Source organism: Nocardia sp. NBC_00403, assembly GCF_036046055.1.
In the GTDB taxonomy this organism is placed as follows: domain Bacteria; phylum Actinomycetota; class Actinomycetes; order Mycobacteriales; family Mycobacteriaceae; genus Nocardia.
Genome location: NZ_CP107939.1, coordinates 3,338,206 through 3,355,461, shown reverse-complemented (window position 1 = coordinate 3,355,461; position 17,256 = coordinate 3,338,206). Strand labels below are relative to the sequence as shown.

General features: G+C 64.3%; 15 protein-coding genes and 1 pseudogene. 8 read left to right on the top strand and 8 right to left on the bottom strand.

Translation table 11 applies throughout. The annotated features are described in order from the left end of the window. Positions 1 to 235: 235 nt before the first annotated feature. Complete coding sequence (locus OHQ90_RS14585; RefSeq protein WP_328410882.1) at positions 236 to 1,168, top strand: SDR family NAD(P)-dependent oxidoreductase; 933 nt, start codon at positions 236 to 238, stop codon at positions 1,166 to 1,168. Between the two features lie 62 nt (positions 1,169 to 1,230). On the opposite strand, the gene OHQ90_RS14580 is transcribed toward OHQ90_RS14585, so the two are convergent. Next, positions 1,231 to 1,716 (bottom strand): hypothetical protein, encoded by a 486-nt coding sequence (locus tag OHQ90_RS14580; protein WP_328410880.1) that lies wholly within the window; start codon positions 1,714 to 1,716, stop codon positions 1,231 to 1,233. Between the two features lie 633 nt (positions 1,717 to 2,349). On the opposite strand from OHQ90_RS14580, the gene OHQ90_RS14575 reads away from it, so the two are divergent. The 3 genes from OHQ90_RS14575 (at position 2,350) to OHQ90_RS14565 (ending at position 3,835) form a co-directional block, all read left to right on the top strand. Next, complete coding sequence (locus tag OHQ90_RS14575; RefSeq protein ID WP_328410878.1) at positions 2,350 to 2,925, top strand: dihydrofolate reductase family protein; 576 nt, start codon at positions 2,350 to 2,352, stop codon at positions 2,923 to 2,925. A gap of 108 nt (positions 2,926 to 3,033) precedes the next feature. Continuing rightward, complete coding sequence (locus tag OHQ90_RS39400; protein ID WP_442941395.1) at positions 3,034 to 3,471, top strand: class I SAM-dependent methyltransferase; 438 nt, start codon at positions 3,034 to 3,036, stop codon at positions 3,469 to 3,471. Then, entirely contained in the window at positions 3,359 to 3,835 is a 477-nt protein-coding gene (locus OHQ90_RS14565; protein ID WP_442941462.1) for a hypothetical protein, read from the top strand. The genes OHQ90_RS39400 and OHQ90_RS14565 overlap by 113 nt, the downstream gene beginning before the upstream one ends. Before the next feature lie 458 nt (positions 3,836 to 4,293). Here the strand turns inward: OHQ90_RS14565 and OHQ90_RS14560 are convergent, their stop codons facing one another. Together OHQ90_RS14560 and OHQ90_RS14555 are read right to left on the bottom strand one after the other, a co-directional pair. Continuing rightward, on the bottom strand, positions 4,294 to 4,611 hold the full coding sequence (locus OHQ90_RS14560; protein ID WP_328403398.1) for a hypothetical protein: 318 nt from the start codon (positions 4,609 to 4,611) through the stop codon (positions 4,294 to 4,296). 700 nt (positions 4,612 to 5,311) lie between these two features. Further along, a complete protein-coding gene (locus OHQ90_RS14555) occupies positions 5,312 to 6,457 on the bottom strand; it encodes a serine hydrolase domain-containing protein (protein ID WP_328410875.1) in 1,146 nt (381 codons plus the stop codon). 206 nt (positions 6,458 to 6,663) lie between these two features. Here OHQ90_RS14555 and OHQ90_RS14550 point away from each other — a divergent pair, with 206 nt between their 5' ends. Next, the gene (locus tag OHQ90_RS14550) at positions 6,664 to 7,380 is read left to right on the top strand and encodes an AraC family transcriptional regulator (protein ID WP_328410874.1); all 717 of its coding nucleotides are present in this window, start codon (positions 6,664 to 6,666) and stop codon (positions 7,378 to 7,380) included. 177 nt (positions 7,381 to 7,557) lie between these two features. Here OHQ90_RS14550 and OHQ90_RS14545 read toward each other — a convergent pair. Together OHQ90_RS14545 and OHQ90_RS14540 are read right to left on the bottom strand one after the other, a co-directional pair. Continuing rightward, positions 7,558 to 7,896 (bottom strand): annotated as a pseudogene (locus OHQ90_RS14545) (transglycosylase family protein); the annotation flags it as partial. A gap of 285 nt (positions 7,897 to 8,181) precedes the next feature. Further along, positions 8,182 to 10,272 (bottom strand): HAD-IIB family hydrolase, encoded by a 2,091-nt coding sequence (locus tag OHQ90_RS14540; RefSeq protein WP_328410872.1) that lies wholly within the window; start codon positions 10,270 to 10,272, stop codon positions 8,182 to 8,184. Positions 10,273 to 10,373: 101 nt separating this feature from the next. Here OHQ90_RS14540 and OHQ90_RS14535 point away from each other — a divergent pair, with 101 nt between their 5' ends. Then, positions 10,374 to 11,360 (top strand): carbohydrate kinase family protein, encoded by a 987-nt coding sequence (locus OHQ90_RS14535; protein ID WP_328410870.1) that lies wholly within the window; start codon positions 10,374 to 10,376, stop codon positions 11,358 to 11,360. A 75-nt stretch (positions 11,361 to 11,435) separates the two neighbouring features. Here OHQ90_RS14535 and OHQ90_RS14530 read toward each other — a convergent pair whose 3' ends face one another. Both OHQ90_RS14530 and OHQ90_RS14525 read right to left on the bottom strand, forming a co-directional pair. Next, positions 11,436 to 12,071 (bottom strand): hypothetical protein, encoded by a 636-nt coding sequence (locus tag OHQ90_RS14530; RefSeq protein WP_328410868.1) that lies wholly within the window; start codon positions 12,069 to 12,071, stop codon positions 11,436 to 11,438. A 936-nt stretch (positions 12,072 to 13,007) separates the two neighbouring features. Further along, positions 13,008 to 14,152 (bottom strand): IS3 family transposase gene (locus tag OHQ90_RS14525; protein ID WP_442941243.1). Its coding sequence is split into 2 segments (ribosomal slippage): positions 13,008 to 13,885 and positions 13,885 to 14,152, totalling 1,146 coding nucleotides; the frame shifts between segments, so codons are not numbered across the junction. 181 nt (positions 14,153 to 14,333) lie between these two features. On the opposite strand from OHQ90_RS14525, the gene OHQ90_RS14520 reads away from it, so the two are divergent. Continuing rightward, positions 14,334 to 14,570, top strand: coding sequence for a hypothetical protein (locus tag OHQ90_RS14520; protein WP_328410866.1), 237 nt, complete (start codon positions 14,334 to 14,336; stop codon positions 14,568 to 14,570). A 331-nt stretch (positions 14,571 to 14,901) separates the two neighbouring features. Here the strand turns inward: OHQ90_RS14520 and OHQ90_RS14515 are convergent, their stop codons facing one another. Next, positions 14,902 to 15,918: a hypothetical protein gene (locus OHQ90_RS14515; RefSeq protein ID WP_328410864.1), complete on the bottom strand. Its 1,017-nt coding sequence runs from the start codon at positions 15,916 to 15,918 to the stop codon at positions 14,902 to 14,904. 943 nt (positions 15,919 to 16,861) lie between these two features. On the opposite strand from OHQ90_RS14515, the gene OHQ90_RS14510 reads away from it, so the two are divergent. Beyond that, entirely contained in the window at positions 16,862 to 17,185 is a 324-nt protein-coding gene (locus OHQ90_RS14510; RefSeq protein ID WP_328410863.1) for a hypothetical protein, read from the top strand. The last annotated feature ends 71 nt before the right edge of the window (positions 17,186 to 17,256 follow it).

Below are 17,256 nucleotides of genomic sequence, written 5' to 3'. Positions count from 1 at the left end.
AATATGCCTGGTGGGTAGTCGCAACGCCGCGACTACCCACCCAGGAAACACCGGTGGGCAAGTTGCGTACCACTCATCGGTCCGGATCACGAAGGCCCAACGCCCGCTCATCCCGAATACCGGATAGCTGTCGATGGGCTCCGGCGCAGCGGAACGGACCCTGCGAGCCGGCGCGGCGCTGCCATGCCAGTGCGATGTGAGGGCGGTGCAAGAGCTTGGTGTGAGGGTCGATGCCATGACCTGGCAGAGCGGCCATCGTGCCGACGGGAAGACGTTTCTGGTGACCGGCGCCAACGCGGGCATCGGGTACTTCGCCGCAGAACAACTCGCGGCCAGCGGCGCCACCGTGGTGCTGGGCTGCCGCGACACCGTCAAGGCCGACCTGGCGGTGCAGGCGATCCGGGCACGTGTCAGGGGTGCTCGGCTGCGTCAGGTGTACTTGGATCTGGCGGATCTGCGCTCTCTGCCTGCGACGGTGGATGCCCTCGGCGTCGACGGCTTGGACGCGGTCGTGCTCAATGCCGGGGTCATGCTGTCGGGTCCGGAACGCCGCGTGAGCGCTCAGAGGCACGAATTGATGTTCGCGACAAACCATCTCGGGCATTTCGCATTGATCGCTCACCTGGCGCCGATGCTGACAGCCGTCGCCAACAGCCGGGTGATCACCGTGGGTAGCTTCGCGGCCCGGACGGAGCGGCTCGATCTTGCCGATCTGCAGTCCGAGCACGACTATCGGCCCAAGCGTAGCTATGGGCGATCGAAACTGGCGCAGATGCTGTTCGGTTTCGAACTGGATCGCCGTTTGCGCGCGCGTGCCGCGAGCACCGCCAGCATTGTCGTCCACCCCGGCGGTGCCCTGGACACATTGACCCCGGCACGGCCACCGTTGTTCGCTCGCACCATCGCTCAACGCCTGCGCGGACTTCCCGCGAATGTTGTGCTGCACGGCAAACACACGGGGGCCCACACTATCGTCCGCGCTGTTCTGGACACCGAGATCACGAGCGGGCAACTCTGGGGGCCACGAATTTTCGGTCTCCGCGGACGACCACATCAAGAAACGCCCTACCCGCACATGACCGACCTCGACACCGCCGCCGGGCTATGGGCCGCCAGTTCGGCTCTCACCGGCGTTGATCCTCTCGACCGTGCGACGAACGCACCGTAATGCCGCGTACCGCGCGGGCCGAGCATGCCCTCGGGCGGAGCTGCGGACCATCCGTCGGAGGGTCATAGTTCGGACCACGCGACCTCGAACCATGGTGAGGTTCGTCCAGCTAGCAGCTGGAGGTGGAAGTCGGGGCCTTCATGTGTCCGATCCTTTTCGGGATCGGTGAGTTGACTGATGGTGCAGATGTAGTCGCCGTTCGGGAGTTCGATACTGGACCCGTATATATCCTTGTCGTCGTCCACGGCGGAGTCCGCGAACTGGGCAGCCATGGTGACCGTGTCCAAATTGACGACGACCAGCTCACCGCGCGTCACGGTGATGGGGCCGGCGATTTGCCTGATGATCGGCAGCCGCGGATCTACCGGCGAATCCGACAGGTCGATCCGCCATTGCTCCTCGCCGCCGGTTCCCCAGAGCAGCATCGTCCGCTGCCGCAGCTCCGATTCGACGCGCTCGAACAGCATCTCCAAGGTCCAGTCTTCGCCCACGAACGATGTGTACGCGTGTGGGTCGACAAGCCCGAGGAATCCCGAGTCATCAGTCATTTCGTCGATCCGATGCTGAAGCTGCGCCATGCGGTAGTCCTCCCCGGATTGATCACCGAACCCTACAGGCACAATGCCCGGTCGAACACCGAGCCCACTCCACCGGCGTCCGCGAAGAAGTCGGACAGCATTCCCGGAAATGTTCCGGCGCAAGGGAACTGACAACCCTGGCGTGCTGATCGGCAGCACCGAAGCCTACGATGCGCAGCACAACCGCAACGACGACGCCAACTCCCCTCCCTGCAGCGATTTCGAGAGGTCTTCTCGTTCATCCACTTTGAGTAGATAGCGCTCAGCAACGCACTGTAATAGCCGCTGGGCGGGCGGTCTGCGCGGCGAGATCGATTGCGGCGCAGAATGTCCCATTGTGCCGAATTCAGTGCGGTAAGAGGCGTGTCCGAAATCAGAATATGAAGCGACGCCACCAGCCGCGGCGGCCTCGTTCGATGCTCGGGTCGTCGCTGCCCGATCGAGCAGAGCCATGCCGCCCGTGTTGCCGACCACGCTTGGACGCGGTCAAGTCCTGGGCCGCATACGGGGCGAGCGGACTCCAGGAGTCGAACGGCGATGAGTTTCGCCGTGGTTTCCCGTCTGTATCCACACACCCGATCAACCGCACCCGAGGAGAGCATCATGACCGCCACTTACACCTTCGACGTCTTTTCCAGCCTCGACGGCTACGGCGGCGTCAGCAGCGGCGACTGGGGCGGCTACTGGGGCAAGCAAGGCCCCGAACTGCTCGACCACCGCCTCGCCTTGTACGAGACGGAGCAGCGGATGGTCTTCGGGGCCAACACCTATCGGGCGTTCGCGCAGATGCTGGCCTCTGGCACCGACGAGTCAGTGCGTGACCCATGGGTCACCCGGATGAGGAGCCTGCCCGCAACGGTGGTGTCGACCACCCTGGAAGGACCCCTCGACTGGCCGGACGCAACCGTCGTGAGCGGTGACGCCGTCGACGTCGTCGCCCGGCTCAAGGAGTCCGAGGTGCCGTTGCGCTCGCACGGCAGCCTGTCGATGAACCGGGCGTTGATGGCCGCCGGCCTGGTCGACCGCGTCCAGGTGACGCTCTTCCCTGTGATCACCGGTCAGACCGGTGATGACCCGATCTTCCAGGGTGCGGCCGACTTCGACCTCGAACTGATCGAGAGCCGGACGCTCGACGGCAACATCCAAGAGCTCATCTACCGGCCCACCCTCCATGTCTGAGTCCATCCATGCCCCCCTCGAACAGCCGAACCGGACCCGCGATCTCGGTGCAGACATTCGCGCGGGCGTTGCCGCGCCCCGGCGCGGCGTGGCTGCCAAGATGGCTCCATGGTTGACCGTGGGAATCGCGTAGGACCGGACTCGAACAGAGTGTTCGACTACGACGCTGAGCTACGCCATTATCATCAGCGGCTGCGCGACGCCATCGACGTGGCACCCGACGACAACGTCCTCGACATCGGTTGCGGCGCCGGGCAGACCACCCGTGATGCCGCCAGGCTCGCGATCCGGGGCAGCGCACTCGGCGTTGACGCATCCTCGGTAATGGTGGCGCGTGCTCGCCGACTCGGCGCAGCCGAGGGACTCCAATGTGCGATTCGAGCGGGCGGATGCACAGGTCCATCCGTTCCCACCGGCGCATTTCACTCTCGGGATCAGTCGGTTCGGCACCATGTTCTTCGCCGATCCGGTCGAGGCATTGACCAACATAGGGCGCGCGCTACTGCCCGGGGCGCGGCTGGTGCAACTGGTCTGGCAGGACAGTAGTCGACAAGAGTGGGTGGCCGCGATACACCGCGCACTCCTGGGTGGTGACCCACCGGTCCCCATTGCGGGTGACGGCCCGTTCTCCCTGGCCGATCCGGCCACAGTGAACGGCATTCTCACCACGGCCGGGTTTACCGACGTACGCATCACCGACGTATGCGAGCCCGTCTATTACGGCGCGGACCCCGACGCCGCTGTTGACGCGGTGCTGGTGTTGTGCATGGCCAGCGATCTGCTCGCGCAGCTCGATGCCGACGAGACCGAGCGGGCGCTCGAACGGCTGCGCCTGGTGATGGCCGCGCACAGCACAACCGGCGGCGTGTGGTTCGACTCGCGCGCCTGGCTGATAACGGCTCGCCGCTAGGCGAGGATCTGAGTCGAACGCACCTTCAGCTACGGTATTGCCCGCGCAGACGCCGGTGTTTGGCCGACGCGGGTCCGAGGGGTAGGAAGTCGGCGTGCGGTGAAGGGCTTTCCGTTGCGGTATGGACGGGTCCGATCACCATCTGCCGACCGCGGTAACCGCTCCCGGCACCGACCAGTTTCGTGACGTACTCCCGACCGCGGCGGCGTTGGCGCGGATGGCATTCGGCGTTGAATGCTTGTGGGCTGGCCGGTGACTCGGCGAGCGAACCGTTCACGCGCCCGGGGCATGCACATCGAATGCGCTAGCGCCCCGAGGCGTCCGACACCGGGAATGACCGGTGCGGTTCTGGCAAATTCACTGCAATAGCGTGCGCTCGCTGATGCGTAGCGTCGCGGCACAAAAGAGATCCGGCCCCGGGGGCGCCATGGAGGAAGCGGTGATCTACCGAGACCGAATCAGGCGGCGGGCTTGGGCTGGCTCAGGTCCCTGACGCCGGTGATGGCATCGATGATGTTGACGATGGCGGAGGTGCCGCCGTCGAGGGCCGAGCTGCCGGAGTCGAGCATGGCGGAACCGGAGGACGAGCCGGCCGAACCGGTGGAGGAGCCGGCCGAACCGGAGGCCGAACCCGAGGCCGAACCCGAGGCCGCACCCGCGGAGCCGGTGGCGGCGGAGTCAGCGGAGGTGGCGGCGGAGGCCACCGCGACCGGGCCGAAGAACAGGGCGGCGGCGGAGACGGTGCCGGCGGCGGCGAGGATCTTGCGAGAGAACATGTACGGGGCTTCCTTCCACAGATGGATAACGACGCCATAACGGGCGGCACCAGCAACGTTATGAAAAAGAGATCTGTAAATCCACTTATATTATTGTGAGATGAATCACCGTTAATAATGGGCTAACACTCTATTGTGTCGAGGTAACGCAATTTGATCTTCACTCCGGGTGCGGATTCGAAGATCAAATTAGGTTGATTTATTCGACGGTGCCCGTATCGGTGTGCGGCGGAGTCGATCTCGCATTTGATCTTCACCCCGGATGCGGATTCGAAGATCAAATTCGGTGATCGAATTCGGTTGGTTTATCCGATGCGCCGCGTATCGGCGGGCGGCGGAGCCGGCGGACCTTCGATCCCGGCACGGCGCGACCCGAGCCGACGACGTGCTCTCGGGGGCCGCCGGCATGACGGTGATCCGGCGGTACCAGGCGAGGTGGCGTGCCGCGCGACGGCGCGACAGACTCGAGACCGGATGCCGTCCTGCCCGGTCTCTCCCCTGCCGTGCAGCAGCCGGGAGTCGTTATGGTCTCTGGTACCGATCCGGGCGGGGATCCTTCTCACCTGCAGGTTCACAACATGTCGCTGCATTTCACCACAGAACGTCAACCACGACCGCTCGGTAACGCCGATGAGCGTTCCGACCCAGCTCATACGGCTGGTAATCCGGCGACCGGGGTGTCGACGTGCTGGTGTGGACTCTAGGGCGCCGCGCAGACCGCGGCACTGAGCGCACGAGTTCCAGCGGGCGAACGCTCTTCATCGGTGAAGTCTTGGTTGAGCGCGATGGTCACCGTCCGCCCTGTAGCCGGAACCGCGCCGGCATAGGTCAGCGACCCCGGTATGCCTCCGGCGTGCCCCCAGAATTCTCTTCCGCAAGGCATCCAGATCCGTATCAACCCGAGACCGTATGCCATTTCGCTGCTCTCTCCGGTGGACCTGACATTCTTCATTTCTGCCAATTGCACTGGCGGAAGCAGTTTTCCGGCCAGGAGTGCCGTGAAGAACCGGTTGAGGTCCGCGCCGGTGCCGACCATCGCGCCCGCTGCACCAGCCGACGACACGTTCTGGCTTGTGTAGTCGACCCGTTTGCCGCCGACCTCGCTGTAGCCGACAGGATGCGGACCGCGGATATCGGTTTCGTCAGGATCCGGATAGTAGGTGCCACGCAAGCCGAGCGGCTCGATGATGCGGTGGGTGATCTCCGCGCCGACCGAGCCTCCGGTGATCTTTTCGATCACCATCCCCGCCAGGGCGTAGTTGGTGTTGGAATATGCCCACTGTGCTCCGGGTTCGAAATCGGCGGGCGCGGTCAGCGCATTGCGCACCGCTTCGGCCATATCCGTTTTTCCCCACCGCACCTGCTCGGTGAGGATCTCGAGTTGTCCAGGCTTGGGGGTCGCCCCGAACTCCGCCGCGTATTCGGGTAATCCGCTGGTGTGCTGCAACAGATTTCGGATCGTGATCCGATTCCCGTCGGTACCCGGCCCGCGCACCGCTCCCGGCAGATATCGTTCCACCGGCGCATCCAATTCGACCTTGCCCTCGGACACCAACTGCAGCATTACCGTCGCCACGAATGTCTTGGTGATGCTGCCTATCCGTACCCGGGCATCGTCGGGGAACGGCTTGCCCACTGCTAGGTCACCGACGCCCGCGGTGACCGTCCAGGTGTGACCTTTATCGTCGATCACGGCCTGTGCACCCGGATACCCCAGACGCACAGCATCATTCAAGGCAGCGGTGACCTGCTCCCGACCCGCTTCCCTCGTATCGGCCGAATTGTCCACGCCACAGGACGCTGCTGTCGAAATCGCCGCCACTAGCAACGCAAGTTTCAACCTCACGGCATCAAGCTACGGAAAGCGACCTGCAGCGAGCAGCCTGCTGCCGCCCCAATGGCAGGTAGTGTCAGCACTACTCGCGACTACGCGAAACGGAACGTTCCTGGTCAATCGATACAGGTCGCTTCGAGTGATGCGCCCTCCGGGCTCTTCGTGATGCCATCCGTCGGCCGCTGTATTGCAGGCGGCGTAGCGCTAACCTGGCAGGCGTGACGACTGATGCGCTTTCCGAGGTCCGCGGCCCCGCGCGGACACCGGTGGCGTGGATGCGGCCTGGTCATATCGGATACGTCGGGCCGGATCTCGGCGTCGACCCGCATTCTCCCTCGGTCGCGATGCTCAGCGTCGGGTTGGACGCGCCACTTGTGCTGCATACCGGCACGCATGGGCGGATACGCACCGGCAGTTCTTTCGCTCCCGCCCGCACGACGCAGCGCATAGTCGCCACCGAGGGATGGATCCTGGCGCTGTTCGTCGAGCCCGCGGGCGCACCGGCCACCGCAATTGTTGACGAGATGACCTCTGCCGCAGGATCTTTCGGACTCAACCATCGCCGGGAACGTGAGTTGGCGGAGCTGTGCCGAGCCGAGAGAGTAGACCCCGACCACATCTACGCCTGTGCCATCGCCGGCACCGCACGGCCCGCCGACCGGCGAATCGAGCAGGTCGCCGCCACTATTCGCGCTGACCCGTCCCGAACCTTCCGCGCCGACCGGATAGCCGCGAACCTGGGCCTGTCCACCACCCATTTCCTGCGGCTATTCACCCAGCAGTATGGCACCACATTCCGCGGGTATCAGCGGTGGAACCGCATGGTCCACACGGTCTGCAAGGCTGTGGCCGGACACGACCTCACCCGATCCGCAATCGACGCAGGCTTCGCCACCCCGTCCCACTTCAGCGAAACCTTCCGCGACATGATCTGACTGTCCGCCACAACAATGCCGCGTGCCGGTATCCGCTTCGATCTCGGAACCTGGCCCGCGCATTGATAGTGCTGCGATAGTCGCGGAGCGCGTGACTCGGCGATCTGAATGCGCCCGCCGAGCCGCAGTGTCATGGCGCGGGCCTACCCGCCGGACAGCTCTGCTGTCTCACCGGAAAACGCCCAGCGCTGCCGAACAACCTGCCCAAGGGCCCCAGCCCTGAGCGGCGAGTACCTGCTCGGCGACGGCGATCTGCTGTTCACGGCTGGCTTTGTCGGCAGTCGGCCCATACGCGGCACCGCCATATGCAGCCCAGGTCCCCGGCGAGAATTGCAGGCCGCCCTGAAACCCGTTGCCGGTGTTGATACTCCAATTACCACCCGACTCACACGCGGCGAGGCTGTCCCATTCCTGATCGGTAGCGGCGGAAGCTTGGCCAACGAATGCCATGCCGGCCCCGCCAATAATCGCACTGGTGGCGACGATCTTCTTGATTGGGGTGCCCAAAGCGCTCATTTCGCAGTTCCTTTCGAGTTAGCAAACCTATACAGGTGTCCAAGCATGAAAGGTGATTACTGGATCTTTGGCCCGTTCGAGTGTGTGCTGGGTGCGGTGAGCTGAAGTGGCAGTCCTCGATATCGTGTCCACATCGAAATACAGACCCATGTCGTGCGTGAATCTATTGGCGGCCGTCGGTCGGTCGAAAAGCTGCGTCGACCGGGTGAATGAATGGCGGTGTGCACGCGCGGTAATGCCGATTTCCGCGTGTTTCGCGATGTCCGAATCTGCCGAGTTGCGCGATCAGGACGGCTGGTATGTGATCGGCACTGCGGCCGGGTCGGGGGTGCGGCCGCGGATGGCGTCGATGATGCGGGTTGCCCAGTCGATGGGGCGGTCGTGGCCCAAGAGGTGGGCCAGACGTTTCGCGCGAGTGCGGCGCTCGGTGCGGTCGAGGGACAGTGCGCGGGCAAGTGTGGCGGTGAGGTCTTCGGGGGAATGCGGGTCGGTGAGTAGGGCGGCGTCGCCGAGTTCTGTTGCGGCACCGGCGTAGCGGGACAGCACTAGCACGCCGGGCCGGGAGCCGGGTCCGATCACCGCCGACTGGGCGGCGACGAATTCCTTTGCGGTCAGGTTCATGCCGTCCTGCAGGGATGTCACCCAGAACACGTCTGCGGCCAGGTAGTGGTCCATCACCTCGGCGAGCGGCAGGTTGTGCGGGATGTAGTCGATCGGTTGCCAAGTGCGGACACGCCAGGCGTCGTTGATCTCGGTGATGCGTCGCTCGAGCGCGCGGCGAGTGGTGTCGTAGGCGGAGATGCCTGGTTCCGGTGGTGGGCAGACGAGCCGGAACACCAATCGGCCGTGCAGGTCCGGGCGGTGCTCCAGCAACGCCGCTATGGCGTCGACCTTGTGTACGGGGGCTTTGGTGTAATCGAGACGTTCGACGGAGAGCACCAACGCGTGACGGCTGGGCTGTATGCGCGGGGCACGGCTGCGGGCGAGTGTTTCGATGGCTGGACGATCGATACCCAGCGGATGGACACCCACGGCAGGCAGCGTGGGCCGGCCAACCAGGGTTTGTCGAAAGTTGTCGGCGAAGGCATTGGTGTGAAATCCAGCCCAGTCCAACTGTATGAGCGAGGAAAGGATTTCGTCTGCCGTGGGCAGGGCGGCGAACACCTCCGGCGGCGGAAACGGAGTGTGGTGGAACAGTCCGATGCACAGATCGGGTCGGACCTGGCGAAGCATGCCGGGGACGAGCCACAGGTTGTAGTCGTGTAGCCAGACGGTCGCGCCGTGTGCTGCTCGCTCGCCGATACGCTCGGCGTATCGCTGGTTGACTACACGATAGTGGGCCCAGGCCGCGGTATCGAAGCGCATGCGGTGCGGCTCGGACATGAGGATCGGCCACAGTGTGTCCTTGCATGCGCGATGGAAGTAGCCACTCCATTCGTCGGGGGTCACCGGCAGCAGTGACATCGGGGCGTCGTGCTCGCGTGCGTCGACACCGTCCTCGCCGACCTGAGCGGCGACCCAGATGCCCGGCAACCCCTGAGCGAACAGGGCGGTCAGGCTGGGTAGAATCCCGTTGGGGCTGGACGGTGATCGTCGCTCACCCCGGGAGACCGGTGGTCGGTGATAGCCGACTATCAGGCAGTGCCGGTCCTCGGTGCAGTTGTCCGGTGCGACCCACCCCAGCGCGTGTAGTGCTGTGAGAATCCCGCCCGCGCCCGGACGCTCGGGGCGATGGATACGCGCGTCGAGGGGAACCGCCCGGTATAGGGCGGGCTCGGCGGCGCCGACGATCACGCCGTGTGTGCCCAGTTCGAACAGCGATGCATCGTTGAGCGAATCACCGGCCACCAGGATGGAATCCATTGGCCAACCGAACTTTTCGGCCAACGCTGCCACGGCGTTGCCCTTTGATGCGTTCGGCGGCACGACGTCGAAGTAGCGGTCCGCCGAGTACAGCCACCGGCATCCGAGCGCGTGGACAGCGGCGGTGAGTTCGTCGGTCAGCTGGCCCGATGCCAGGTGATACGAGCAGCGCCCGTCCTGCGCCACCCGCTGGTACGTCAGTTGCCCGAAGCGGCTCAACGCATGCCGAACTTGTTGTGTCCCAGGCCATCCGGTACGAAGGTGGGCCTGAATATCCCCGACCGGTTGTAGGTCGGTGCCGTCGACCACGGTGGCACCGACATCGGCGATGATCCAGCGTGGCCTCGGCACCAGCGGGTCACACAGCACCTCGGTGACCGACGCCACGCCGCGGCCGGTGGCGAAAACCACCGTCACCTCGGGATGGCGGGCCAACATCGCACACAGCCGACGCCGGTCGGCGATCTCCCCGCCCAGCAACGTACCGTCCAAGTCGGTGACCAGAATCCTCATCACCAATCCAAAGCTAACACCCGCAGCATGAATCCCCCTGCCGCCGTGACCATCTCGACCGACACCCGCATCCGGCACCGCACCCCCGGTACGCTCATCGGATGGGCACAGACGAGCCGGGTGGGCGGGAAATTCTCGTGGTGGGCGCCTATTTTGTGGATCTCATCTTCCACGGGCTACCCGAGCCCGTCCGACCTGGCCGAGAGGTCTTCGCTGATGGGTTCACAATGATGCCCGGTGGCGCCTACACCCTGGCCATGGCCGCGCATCGGCTCGGGCACGATGTTGTGTGGGCGACCGACTTCGGCACCGACCCCTTCAGCACCCATGTCCTCCAGGCGGCACGCGCAGAAGGATTGGACGAGAGCGCCTATCGACATCAGCCGACGCCGCTGCGCAGCCTGACCGTCGCCCTGTCGACGCCCGAGGACCGTGCGATGGTCAGTTTCCAGGACCCGAGCTCCCCGCAACCGCTCTCGTCGCTGCTGCGGCAATACCGACCGCGTGTCCTGATCGTGCCGCAACTACGCTACGACGCCGACACCGTGCACGCACTGAAGCTCGCCCGCCACCTCGGCATCACCGTAGTGATGGACTGCCAAGACGTCGCCGTCGATGTCGACACCCCCGGAGTGCGAGCCGCGCTGGCTTCCACCGATATCTTCGCGCCCAACGCCGAGGAAGCACTGCGGCTGACCAGGGCGCCGACCATAGATGATGCGATATCGCGGCTGAACGAACTTGTGCCGACCGTGGTGATCAAACTCGGCAGCGCCGGAGCCACCGCAACACACGACGGCGAACGTTACGACGTTGCCGCACCACAGATTTCGGCTCTGGATACCACCGGAGCCGGTGACTGCTTCAACATCGGTTTCGTTCATGGCCTGCTCGTCGGCTGGCCGCCGGCGAAATGCCTCGCCGCCGCCGTGGCGTGCGGAACGGCAGCCACCACCGGCCCGGGGTCCAGCACGGCTCCGGGGACCGCCGACCTCGAGCGGTGGCTCGCGCGAACCACAATATCGAGTCGCGCGGCTGCGGCCCGCGAACAACGCTGTCCACCGGTTCAGCCTCCCGCAACGCACTGAAATGCCGATGTGCGATCGGGTTCTGAGCCGCCATTAGCCGAGGTTCTCCGAAAGTGATCGAGCAGGTCGGTCGGATCAGTGCTCCCAGGGGTCGCGGCCCGCCTCGTATGCGGCTGCCTCGTCCTTGTCGTGCAGGAAGCGCGGGTGCGTGTCGTGCCGGAGCGAGGTGTCGCTGATCGGCCATGGGTGCCACTGGTCGCGGAGGAGCTTGAGCAGGAACTCGGCCATACCACACGGGTATACCGTCCACTCGAGATCAAAGCGTGTGTAGACCGCGATCGGCCATAGGTCCGGGTTCGGATCTGTGGTGATCCAGCACAAAGTGTCGGCTGCGGCTGTTGAGCCCCAGATGAGCAGGTCCTCCAGCCGATACCGGCCTTGGTCGGCCAGTGCCCAGTGGTTTACTACATCGTCGGCGAGCGCGCTCTCCGAGAGCCTCGAGACCTCGAGCGTGTGCGACTCGGCCGAAGAGACGGCGGGGGTGAAGACCATGACCATCTCCTCGATCGTGCCGCTGCCGAAGGCTGCGACGAAGGCTCGATAGTCGGCCGGGAAGGAGGTTCCGTAGATCCGCTCCGCCGAACCCCAGTCGATAGAGTCCCCACACGTCGGCCCGATGCATGACAGCATTCTGGTGAGACTCGCTACAGCAGCGGGCGGATCCTCACTCACGCTCCAGTTCTCATCAGAGTCGCGGTCGTCCTTGCTCATGTTGTGCCATTGCCCTTCAACCTGTGCATTTCGTTCGGCGAACTGCATCCGTCAGATTCTCGGCGAATGCTATGGCACCGCTACGACATATCCGTCGACACGAATGCGACGGAACCGGCTTGTGCTTGATGGCCTTCCAGTTCCACAGGCAAGCCGCTGGGGGCTGGCCCGCCGTCGCGAAGACTTGGCCCGATGTGGCTCCCGGGATCTCGAACGACAGAAGCGGGTCTAGCGCCACAGCCCGGTCGCTGCCGCTCGAGCATCGGCAGTCGACGCCACCCGGTCAGCCCCGAGTGAACGCACGATAATGCCGCTGGGCGCGCGTTGGTCGATCGTCCAGATCTGTTGGTCGACATGGCTTCCCAGCGCGCGCAAATGCCGATTTCCGGACGTTGTAATGCCAGAGTTCCCCCGATCGGAGGCTGGTCGTTGCAGGTGCGGACCCGATCGAGCGCGTCCGGGAGGTCAGGCCGGGCAGTCAACTCCCAGAAACAGCCCCGCCCGCGTCGCTGTCCAACTTCGCGGGCGGGGCTGTGTCAGCTACCGCCCTTCGGATGTTCGAGCAATACAGGGGTGGAGTACCGCTCGAACGACGGTTCAGTACGTCTGGGAGCCGAACTGCCGTCGAACCAAGTGCGCCACGACCTGCTTCCCGTTGACCGAAAACGACTGCGGTGGTGCGGAACCCTGCTCATACTGTGTTTGACCGGGTCTTCACAACCAACCGACGCGGGCTGCAGCGTTATCCGGTCGGGCTCGCGCTACTGATGCCTTGTCCGAGAGCACAACCGAAAAGGAGCGCACGTGACTGAAGTCGACATTGAAGACAAGGAACTGGTCGTGCCGGATTCGGAGGCGGTCTCGACGGAGTCCCCCTGGCGAGTCCCCGATATCGAGTCCGCCCGGTAGTAGAGCCGGGTGGTATTCGATCCAGGTTCAGTTGATGTCGCAGGCCACGGGGTGGTGGGTGTGGCTGCAGCGGGCAGCGTACTCGGCCGGGGTGAGATAGCCCAGCGCCGAGTGACGGTGCCGCAGGTTGTGCTCGGTCTTGAAGTCGCCGATGACCACCCGGGCCTCGAGCAGGCTCGTCCAGTGGTTGCGGTTGAGGCACTCGGCGCGCAGCCGTCGGTTGAACGACTCGATGTAGCCGTTGTTCCACGGCGTCCCGGGCGGGATATAGGAGATACCCACCCGGTCGGCGCAGAACTGTTGCAGCGCTGCCGAAATCATCTCCGGCCCGTTGTCCATGCGCAGCACCAGCGGTGGGCCGCCTCGGGCGGTGAACACCTTCTCCAGCTCGGTCACGAGCTTCTCGGCGGTGATCGAGCGTTCCACGAGGTGCAGCACCGACTCGCGGGTGTGCTCGTCGATCATCGACGCGATCTTTACCGCCTTGCCGTCGACGGTCGAATCGAACTGGAAATCCAACGCCCACACCACTTTTGGTGCGTCGGCGTCGATCCTGGGCGCCGAGGAGGCGCCGGCCCGCTTGCGTGGTGAGTGCGCCCGCACCTGCAGCCCCTCGTCTTTCCACAACCGGTGCACCTTCTTCTTGTTCACCTCCCGGCCGTCGTCGTGGCGCAGCGCGGCCCAGGCACGGCGAAACCCATGGCCGGGATGTTTCGTGGCATAGGCGCGCAGCCAGGCCCGCAGATCGGCGTCCGGATCGGCCGGGGTCGCCGCGACCGGGATACGCCGGTAGGTGGCTCGGGCGAGCCCAACAACCTTGCACGCGAACCGTTCCGACAGGCTCTGAACTTCTCTGAGCATGTCCACGGCGCGACGCTTGGCAGCCGGGCCTAGAATTTTCCCTTCGCAATCTCCCGCAACGCGTCCTTCTCCAACTCCGCATCGGCCAGCAGCCGCTTCAACCGCGTGTTCTGCTCCCGCAACTCCTTGAGCTCCTTGGCGGCGTCGGTGTCCATGCCACCGAACTGGCGGCGCCAGTTGTACAGCGTCGCCGCCGACACTCCCAACTCGGCCGCGATCTGTTCGCCGGTCTTGCCTTCCGCGGCCAACTCATCGGCGCGGCGCAGCTTGCGCACGATGTCCTCTGCGGAATGCCGCTTCCGACCAGCCATGTCACTCATCGTCCCTTCCAGCCCTCACCAGGGCCAACAGGACTCTAATATCAAGCGGTCTCATTCATTGGGGACGGGCCACCCCCAGCAAGACGTTACCGCTTATGGCAGGCTGTACAACGATTACCCCCTACCCGTTCAGGTCATCATAAAATGGGATAGTCGGCATTATGAACTGTTCGTGCTGACTCCCCGCGACTCGGCAGACGTGCCGGCCGGGTACGACCTGTACATGAAGGCCATCAGCGGCTACGTGAAGCTGCTCGAGTTCGGTTCAGCCGGCCAACGCTACTGGTATCGGTACATCGCGAAGGTATCAGCGGGCCAAACGAAAAACGTCAGCAACCTCTTTGGATTATCGGCGACCGGCGAGGACGGGTCCGAGCAGACTGGCGATACCGCGCAAGACCATCAGTGATGGTATGAGGTAACGGTGTAGGTTGTCGGCCGTGCGGTACCGGGATCTGGCCACCAGCTCGACCAGGCCGGATCCTGGTTTGCCGGGGTAGAGCAGTTTCGAGCGCCGGATCTCCAACGTGTGCGCCGACAACCATCGCCGAACCATTGCTCGGTTGACGCCGAAGACCGTCAACTTTGGTTTGCCGACAGCTTCCAACGCACTCACATGCCGCTGATCGCGCGTTGGTCGATCGTCCAGATCCGTTGGTCGACATGGCTTCCCAACGTGCGCAAATGCCGATGAGCGGTTGTGCGGCGTCCGTGGAACTGATCGTTCGCCGCGTAGTTGGTTATTGCATCATCTGGATGTGCGGATGCTCATGTGATGTCGGGCAGATTCGGATGATCTGGTTGTTGACGTCAGAGACACAGATCCGGGTCGGGCTGCTCGGGCCACCTTGTACAGCACCCCACAAGATGTCGGCGGCCTGGTCCTCGTACGGGACCCAGTGGCGGCCGTTCATTTCCCACTCGCGGCTGGCGATCGTCAGTAGCGGCTCGGTTGGGGTGCCGCAGGTGGGGCAGGGGTTCGGATAAGGGTCTTGCATGTTCCAGCTGATCCATCCGCCGATCTTCCATCCGGGCGCGATACACAACAAGTCGTACGGCTGATCGTCGTCTTCGAGACCGTCGAACTCGACGCCGGGAATCTGAGCCATGGTCCACTGGTTCACTCGTTGCCGAAGCTCCCCCTCGAGCTCCCCCGATTTCGGGTATTCGATCACCTGTTCCGGATCGATCATGCACGGTTCGGGCACCAGGTCCTGCTCGTACTCCGCCGGTTCCGGAGGATCCACCAGAACGTCAGTGATCGCCGCCGCGGACCGCCAGAACAGTGCGGTCTTGGGCATACCATCGTCGTCGTGCTCGTACGGGCACCACAACACTTGCAGCAGGTCCGCTCCCTCGGGCGGATGCAGACCCGGCACGTCACGGACGTACAACTGCGCGACCGGCAGCATCGCTATCGGACCGTCGGTCGCCGGGCGCTCCTCCATCCGGTCGAGGATTTCCCTCTCCTCCGTGGTGTATTCCCTGCCCTCACTGTTTCTGGCCGCGCGTATCCGTCGCTCCAGCCTGGCGTCCGCCAAAGAGATCGACGGGAGCCGTTCTGCGTCGTGATCCTCGGCGTGGCAGTGCGGCCATGGCTCGCTTGCCGGCCACAACAGTGGCCCGCCGATCGAGCTGTCGTGCACCGATGGTGTTCCCGGACGCGGATGCAGCCGAGTCGCGGTGCGGGCCACTGACGTCAGCTCGGGAAAGACGGCCACGAGATCGACCGGGCGTGGCGGCGTAATGTGAGTCATACATCCTCTAGAGGAACGCGGAAATGTTCGATTTCGATGATGAAAGGACCGGCATGGTCCCTCCCGAGACTAGGCATCCGGGCCTCGACCAACTTCCCACCACTGGCAATCGCAGAGCTATCCGAGAAAGCGGGGGAATCTCAATACAGGAGAGGTTTTCGGCGGTTTCAGAATGCACGGTAGCCGCATATCGTGCTGTTCGAACCGGCCACGATGCGGCGACCTGACCCCTAAAGCTGTCGCCGAATCGACGCCCGACAACCCCTCGAAAAGGCCGGGCCGCGCCTGGTGACAGCGACCATGGGCTGAACTTGCCGCGGCCAGGAAAAACGCTGCACATCCGCCACTGCGGGTGCCGCTGAGGTGACCGCGCTTCCGACAGTCGGGGATCCGAGCGGCGGGTGAGGCGATGGCTGGGCCGGGGGGCGGTCACTTGTAGCATCAGCTGGTGAAAATTGGAATGTGCTCTGTCGCAGGCGCTCTCGTCGTCGCTGCAATGTCGGTCGCGGCTCCCACTGTCTCGGCCCTCCCCACCGGCTCAGCCGGGGGTGGGGACGACCGAGAAGTGGTGATCATCGAAGGCACCCTGGAGCTGAGTAACCTGGACTCGTGCTGGGCTAGTGGTTTCCCGCATGACATACGCTTCGAAAACCGCAGTAAGCGCAATTTCCTGGTGTACGCATCCAACGATTGCACAGGTGAGCCCACTGCGACCGTGGCTCCGGGTGGATTGGCGACACATTACGGCTGGTCGGCCGTGGCGGCCAGGTAAGAAGCGGTCGAACGCGTTGCAATGAACCGCGTCGCTCAGCCTGGTACGCCACCACCGGTGCTCAAACAATTTCAACGGCTACGGAGGTCCACAATCATGCAGGCATCGCAGGATCCTGCTTCCCCGACAGCTGAGCCCATTGGGCCCGGTGCCGCAGATTACCCCACGGTAATGCTGGAGCAAATAGTGGACTCGATCGGTGGACGAGCCGGTGCAGCAACAGTTTTCGGCGAACCGATCACCGCCGACGGCATCACCATCATCCCCGTTGCGCGCGCGGGCTTCGGATTCGGTGGCGGGGGCGACAGTGTCGGCGGCGGCATCGACGCGCGCCCGGTGGGCTACATCGAAATCAGTCACGGCGTCGCGCGCTACCACCCGATCCGTGATGCATGGGGCCATGTCATCGTGCCGTTGACCGCGATCGCTGCCGGACTCGCTGCGCCCTGGATGATCCGCTCGGCGATCAAATTTCGCCGCACTCTTCATCGATAAGACCGCTGGACCTGAACATGGGTGGCGACTGGGCAGGCGTGGCGGAATCGTTCGAGCTGTTCGACTCCTGA

Excerpts from the sequence above, each read along its gene's own strand:
- OHQ90_RS14540 (WP_328410872.1), bottom strand. The coding sequence starts at position 10,272 with ATGAGGATTCTGGTCACCGACTTGGACGGTACGTTGCTGGGCGGGGAG.
- OHQ90_RS14575 (WP_328410878.1), top strand. The coding sequence starts at position 2,350 with ATGACCGCCACTTACACCTTCGACGTCTTTTCCAGCCTCGACGGCTAC.
- OHQ90_RS14535 (WP_328410870.1), top strand. The coding sequence starts at position 10,374 with ATGGGCACAGACGAGCCGGGTGGGCGGGAAATTCTCGTGGTGGGCGCC.
- OHQ90_RS14515 (WP_328410864.1), bottom strand. The coding sequence starts at position 15,918 with ATGACTCACATTACGCCGCCACGCCCGGTCGATCTCGTGGCCGTCTTT.
- OHQ90_RS39400 (WP_442941395.1), top strand. The coding sequence starts at position 3,034 with ATGGTTGACCGTGGGAATCGCGTAGGACCGGACTCGAACAGAGTGTTC.
- OHQ90_RS14530 (WP_328410868.1), bottom strand. The coding sequence starts at position 12,071 with ATGAGCAAGGACGACCGCGACTCTGATGAGAACTGGAGCGTGAGTGAG.
- OHQ90_RS14510 (WP_328410863.1), top strand. The coding sequence starts at position 16,862 with ATGCTGGAGCAAATAGTGGACTCGATCGGTGGACGAGCCGGTGCAGCA.
- OHQ90_RS14560 (WP_328403398.1), bottom strand. The coding sequence starts at position 4,611 with ATGTTCTCTCGCAAGATCCTCGCCGCCGCCGGCACCGTCTCCGCCGCC.
- OHQ90_RS14585 (WP_328410882.1), top strand. The coding sequence starts at position 236 with ATGACCTGGCAGAGCGGCCATCGTGCCGACGGGAAGACGTTTCTGGTG.
- OHQ90_RS14580 (WP_328410880.1), bottom strand. The coding sequence starts at position 1,716 with ATGACTGATGACTCGGGATTCCTCGGGCTTGTCGACCCACACGCGTAC.